The organism is Vibrio sp. D173a (assembly GCF_030248475.1).
The window spans coordinates 1-6,183 of record NZ_JAHGAH010000097.1 but is presented as its reverse complement, the minus strand read 5'-3'; the positions used below and the strand labels follow the sequence as shown (position 1 = coordinate 6,183).

Genomic DNA, 6,183 nt, shown 5'->3' with positions numbered 1-6,183 from the left:
TCCAAATTCCAAATTCCAAAGCACTACCTAAAAATTTAATAAATATAAAAAATGCAAACTTTCGGCATTTTTCAAGATGGTTGCTTGTAGGCATTCCTGAATTGTATTTTCATTTCCTGCCTATTTGAATTTTGAGTTATATGTTAATTTTCTCTTGCGGTTCTGTGACGTGAATCAATTTTATTGAAAGGAAATTCTACTGGCAATTTAACCGATTAGAGTCACGACCGCATATTTTAGGTAAATTGGCTTTTAATAAAGGATGAAAGCTTAAATCTACGGAATAGCGATAAATTAATATAGGTATTCTTAATGAAAAAACAAGCAATGATGATGGCCCTACTTAGTGCAGGCCTTATCGGACAAAATGTATATGCAACACCATCAAGTTCTAATATTGAATGGATCGGTGTGGTGCCTGGAGGGATTAACGGTGATCAGATTGGTCTGACAGGTGAAAACGGCGGTACTGTTAGACAGGGTGAGCTGACTATAACAGAAGACGGCGCCTTTACTACGCGAGTTCCTGTCACTCTCGAAGCGCATACGATGGTTGACGACGGCACCGGCACCGGTAATCTTGTGCCTGGTACTGATTTCTATTCTGGTAGTGTGAATTGGACTTTGGGCAGTCTCTATGTAACCAACCCGGCGTATGATACTACGGACGAGGTCAATGACGTTAAAATCGCGATGAACGGTAAAGAGCTTGTTAGAGGTACCCCAGTGACGATTACAGGTGGCTTGCAACAAATGAAATTTAGCGCATCGTCTGACGGTCCGACTAAGGGTTCAGTCCTTCCGAATCAGACTGTCGTGACCACGGCGACGATCTTTGCTGAAGGAACGGGCGGCTCTCTTTAAGGCATATAGAGCAGTCCGGCTCGGAATAAGTAAATAAGGCAGGGAGCTGCCTTATTATTTTTTGGTCTTTTTATGGGTGTAAAGTATGCGTTACTGGTGGCTAGGTATCTTGAGTTTTGGTAGCGTTGCTGCGCCTATTACAAAGTATTTACCTCTTTCGACATACATCAATAAAACGGAGTTTTATTCGTACGTTATCTCTTTGGATGTGCCAAATCAAGTGCTGCTAGAGTTTGATGAGCAGCAGCAGCGTTTCGGAAGTCATGATGTTGATGTGGTGGTGTCATCGAACATTCCTAATGACGAAACAGGGCGTGGGTTTAAATACAATCTTTCTCTGCAGAATAACACATCTAATTGCAAGCGGTCTTATAGTTTGGAACAGACCCAAGACAATGTCATGAATTTGACCATAGACGGCAATGTTTTTGATGAGCAAAACCCTTTAGAGGAGCAGTTGTTGGCTTCACAAGGTGATGGTGTCTTGGGAGGTAAGCACGTTTTGACGCTGAACAGTGATGTTATCACCGATGAGTCAGTGGAATGTAGTGGGACGATCACGCTGGAGGCTGAACTTGCGTTATAACAAGTGGTTTTTGATTTTTGGTATGTTTACGAGCAGCGGTTTAAGTGCTGCTCCTGCTGGTTTTGAAGATTTGACGACATTAGTACCGGCCGACATTACCTTGGTCATCAATGATGATGATGGCATGCGGTCTTTCCCTGGTAGTATCAGTGGTCAGTCTGTGCGCTTTGCAGCCAAGACGCACGCACAATTGCACGCCTTTTTATTGGAGCAATATGTCGCCCCCGACGTGGCGGCTTCGCTGGCGAAGTCTTTGATGAATGAGGTGCCAAGTTCGTCGTTTTGTTTTGGGCGCCGAGATACCTGCGTCATTGATGATAACGAGGTCAAGTCACCTCAAATAGTGGTGGTGTCCGGTAAAAACAAAGTGCGTGTCTTGGTGCCATCGTCGTTGATGGTGAAAAAGGCGCAGTCGAGACGGTTTATTGACGAGCAGATTTCAGAGCATGCACTTGTGTTGCATCACGATGTGCATGTCGGAGCGGGGCTCGATAGGCAGCCCTACGGTTATTACGGTGGTGAAATGGTGGCAGGGTTAACCCATGGTTATTTACGTGGTGATGTGAACCTAACCACCAATCGCGATAACACCGAATACGACCGTTACTTATACGTGGATGAGCTGAGTTGGAATTACCTAAGTGGTCATTGGCGTTTGCATATGGGGTATGTTTCAGACCAAGTGTTTGACAACTGGAACGCGACATCGGCTCTCTATGCGAATGAAAAAGTCAGCAGCGTACGTGTGACGTTGGGGACTACCTCCGAGCTGGAGTATCAAAGCAAAGAAACCGCGCCACGTCTCTACTTTTCGGTTCCTTCATCAGGGCGTCTAAAGATAAAGCGAGACGATGGCAGTCCGGTTTTGGCGCGCAATGTCAATGCCGGTCAGCAGTATGTATCTTACAGTGAATTACCGCGAGGGATCCACGATTTAACCCTTACCGTCGAGGCGGGTGGGCAAGAGATTTATCGCGAAGTTCGTAAGATTTATAACACAGTAAATGCCACGTTGGAGCCAGGAGAGACCGACATGCTATTTACGGCGGGTTTTTTCCGTTCTAAATCGGTTTTTCCTGAGTGGGTTGAAGAACAGCTGCCTTACGAAGAAGAGTGGGAAAATCCGGGGTACCTTCAAGGTCAAGTGATGGCGCAAGTGATGCCGTCTTGGAAAGTTGGAGGGAGTTTAATGAATACCCGAGAAATGCATTATGCCAAGGTGGCGACGACATATGAACCTACCTCCTGGTTTTCATTGAATGCCGTCTTAGGGCGCTTTGGCAGTGGCAGTGAGAACGTGCAAGCATCGGGGAGGTTGGGGAGTATTTCTTTGAATTGGAATCGCTTTCAAGATGACGCTACTTTCGACGACGAGTCGGTGTCTCTGGATCACTACCTGTATGGAGTTGGCGATTCCACCGAATGGTCCTTGGCCTGGAATCAACGGGTGTGGAAGGGAAACGCTTACGCCTATTATTCCAACTTTGAACGAGAGTTGGAGTTTACGGCTTATCAGCCGGATAACAGGCTCGATAAAGAATACCAATCCAATCGTTCTTTGACCGTGGGGTATTCATGGCAGGGGCCTTGGCGTAGCACTTTAGACGGAAATGTGATGAACACACAGTTTGAAAGCGATGCTAATGGACTTGATGAATGGAGTGTTAGCTTGAGCATTTCATTGCCTTTGTCTAGCTCGGGGGATGACTATATGAATTACAACTTCACGCACCAAGACAGCGGCACAGTGCAGTCTCAATATCATCGAGCGTCGTATGGGCATCGCTTTGATATGCCACAAGGAGCGGACCTAGGCATGGAAGTGAGTGGCTTTGGTCATGCCTCGGATAGTGTTGATATCGCAGATACGGCCGTTGGAGACGTAACGGTCAATGGGGGATATCAAGATGACCACTGGCGAGGTAGTGGCATGATGTATGTTGATACGAATGGTGAATACAATGGATATGGTGACATGCAAACCAGCACCATCTTGAGCGGAGGCGATTGGTTCCAGACAAGAGAGCGAGCGGACAGTTATCTATTGGTTAAAAACTCAGGAGAGCAAGCGAAATCTCCACAAGAGGATAGCGATAAGTTTTTGACCGTGGCGAACTTGAGAAAGAACGGTGGCTATGGGGGGCGTTTGCCTATTGATGAAAAGACTCTGGCTTATCCACTTGAGAGTTATAAGGAATATCAAGTGATGTTAGACGATTCCTCAAGTGATTATCACAATCGAGGAGACTCTTTTGCCCAAGGCAGCAGTTACCCTGGAACGTCATTACTTCTTGGGGTTGATAACCGAGAAGTACGCTCCTACATCTCTGTGTTCACGAGTGTAGAAGGTGAGCCGATAGACCGCGTTGAGTGTATTGGTGAGGGGTGTGTAAGCGTTGAGGAGTTGACCGAGGGCGTGTTCAAGTTCCGGGTGAGTAAAGGGTTGCCTTTTCAGCTCAAAACCGCGTTAAACCAACGCTGTTTTATTCCATCTCCGGACACGGCAGAGCGACAAAATTTAGGTCAGAATTTCTGTATGCCACAGTTTGATAACGTGGATGGCTTGCAATTAGCTTTGGGTAAAGATGGGCAGTATTACTACTACGTAGGTGAGTTTGCGACGTTACAGCAATTGGAGTTTTATCACCAAGAGTTAACGGAGCAAAACCCTGAGGCTGAGCTTGTGAAGAAGAATATTGGTAAACGTACTTTCTTGTTTGTTCGCAGCCCTCAATATTTAGCGCGTCGTGGCGTGGACTTAGTTCGGTCACTCTCCGCTTATGCTTTGGAAGAGCAAAGCAACGCGTCGTATGTATATCGTTAATTTGATTGAGGGAATCCAATGTTAAAGACAATGAAATCGGTGAGTGTTATAGGGGTGATGTTGATGGTGATGGCTGCTCAAGTGGCTGCATCGCCGACGTTTCACGTTGATACGCTGTACAAGTCGAGCAACAAAAATGGCAATGAGATATTTACAGTATCGAATCTGGGGCGTGAAGCCTTATATCTGAAGGCCGAAGTGTTAAGGATTGAATTGCATGACGGAGAGATAAAAAAAGTGCCTCTGACGCGTGATAATTTCCCCCTTTGGGATTTAGCGGTGAATCCAACAAAGGCTGTGTTACAAGTGGGCGAAGTGCGTGACTTCACGGTGAAATATCTATGTGAAACCAATTGTGATCGCAGCGAAGATTTGGTGTATCAGGTGCGTTTTGTTCCTTCTGCTGAGGTTGATGGGAAGCAGGGGCAGCAAGTGAGTTTTTTGTTTGGCATGGCTCCGTACTACGTTATCCCTGCCTTAAAGCAAAATGTGGATTATCAGTGGGACTATCAAGCGTCGAAAAGACAAATTGAAATCACCAATACGGGGAACACCTTTATTAAGGTGGAGCTCAGTCAGTGTCACGAGCAACAGAGTGCGAAAGAGAAAGCACAGTGTCGTGTTGTCCATCATATTTTGGCGCAGCGTCATAAAGTTATCACGTTACCAGAAACTTTTGATGATGCCCCAGTGAGTGTCAGAGTTGCCAATCATGATCAATCTATTGAAAAAACTTTTAATTTGTAGCCTTTGCCTTATCGGTTGGTCTGCGCAGGCCTTGACATTGAGTGCGAAATTGACGGGGGAAGAGCTATTTTGGCAAAACGGAATGCGGGTCTCTGATTATTTGACCAGTACGAACTGGCAAGTCATGGGACGGTTAGCGCCAACAATGGAGTGGTCACCAGGGACGTTCATGTCGACCAGTGTGGGTTCAGGAACCGGTGAGGTGTTGCTCAAAGATGCTTTGGGCAATGAAGTTCCCGTGCAACTTGAGGTCAGCGGCATGCAGTACGGGTTAGGTGCGGCGGCCGATAAGTTTTCTCCACAGAATAACAGTACCCGAGGTAGCAGAATCGACACCTGTTCAGAGTCTCAATTAGGGCCTGCAGTGGCTTATGCTATTGGGAGTGATTGCCAAGCGGGGCGCACCTATCAATCGACGGTGCCTTTTACTCCCTTTCAATTCGCTCGCCCGCTCATCACATTGAATGATGAAGCCTTAACCAAAGCCTTTACGGACGCGAAGGTGCCCCAAGGCACCTATAGTGGTCACGTTATGGTGGCGCCTTTTTATATGTATCGTAGCCAAGGTGGGGCTTGGACTTATCGTCAATTTGGATCAGTGCCCGTGACGCTGCAGATACATTACATTCCCGCATTGTTAAGCAACGTCAAAATCATTGGCAGTGGCGAGATGAAGCCTCATTACGACACAATTAATCATTCTGTATCGGGCAAAGCACGGTTTGAGGTGATAGCTCAAGGATCGGGGCTCACCTCAGGACTGAAACTGACTTTTGAGGACGATGGTGATGGCGCTTTTGAGTTAAAGCACAGCGATACGTTACTCAACAACAGTGTCATTCCATACAGTCTGCGCTGCAAAAAATGCGATACACCTGACATCATCACTGACGGTGTGCTTAACGTGTCTAGTGATGGAACCATCGTATCTGGTGGGTCTGAAAGGGGCTTGGTCTTTCAGTTGGTTGCGAGCTTTGAAGCTCAGGTCGATGACGTTGAGACGGGGCTCTATTCTGACAAAGTGGTGGTGATGTTTGAGGAAAACCTATGAGAATGCGAGGTTTATTGGTTTTGGTGTTAATGTCGATGGCACAAGCAACATGGCGCGTTGAGTCCAAATTATGGTCGCTCATTGGCTGTCGTGTCGATGTTACGATAAGAG

The 6,183-nt window shown here is 46.5% G+C and carries 5 protein-coding genes; all 5 read left to right on the top strand.

The window, feature by feature from the left end; genetic code table 11:
- Window positions 1–414: 414 nt before the first annotated feature.
- The 5 genes from KIV40_RS11105 to KIV40_RS11085 all read left to right on the top strand — a co-directional run bounded on the left by KIV40_RS11105 (window position 415) and on the right by KIV40_RS11085 (window position 6,072).
- On the top strand, window positions 415–864 hold the full coding sequence (locus KIV40_RS11105; RefSeq protein WP_285349212.1) for a hypothetical protein: 450 nt from the start codon (window positions 415–417) through the stop codon (window positions 862–864).
- 85 nt (window positions 865–949) lie between these two features.
- Window positions 950–1,450 carry a hypothetical protein gene (locus KIV40_RS11100; RefSeq protein WP_285349210.1) on the top strand — a complete coding sequence of 167 codons (501 nt, stop codon included), beginning with the start codon at window positions 950–952 and terminating at the stop codon, window positions 1,448–1,450.
- Window positions 1,440–4,274, top strand: a complete 2,835-nt coding sequence (locus tag KIV40_RS11095; RefSeq protein WP_285349208.1) for a CS1-pili formation C-terminal domain-containing protein — start codon at window positions 1,440–1,442, stop codon at window positions 4,272–4,274. The genes KIV40_RS11100 and KIV40_RS11095 overlap by 11 nt, the downstream gene beginning before the upstream one ends.
- Window positions 4,275–4,292: 18 nt before the next feature.
- Window positions 4,293–5,021 (top strand): hypothetical protein, encoded by a 729-nt coding sequence (locus KIV40_RS11090; RefSeq protein WP_285349206.1) that lies wholly within the window; start codon window positions 4,293–4,295, stop codon window positions 5,019–5,021.
- Window positions 4,987–6,072: a hypothetical protein gene (locus KIV40_RS11085; protein ID WP_285349204.1), complete on the top strand. Its 1,086-nt coding sequence runs from the start codon at window positions 4,987–4,989 to the stop codon at window positions 6,070–6,072. Before KIV40_RS11090 ends, KIV40_RS11085 begins: the two co-directional genes overlap by 35 nt.
- Window positions 6,073–6,183 lie beyond the last annotated feature (111 nt).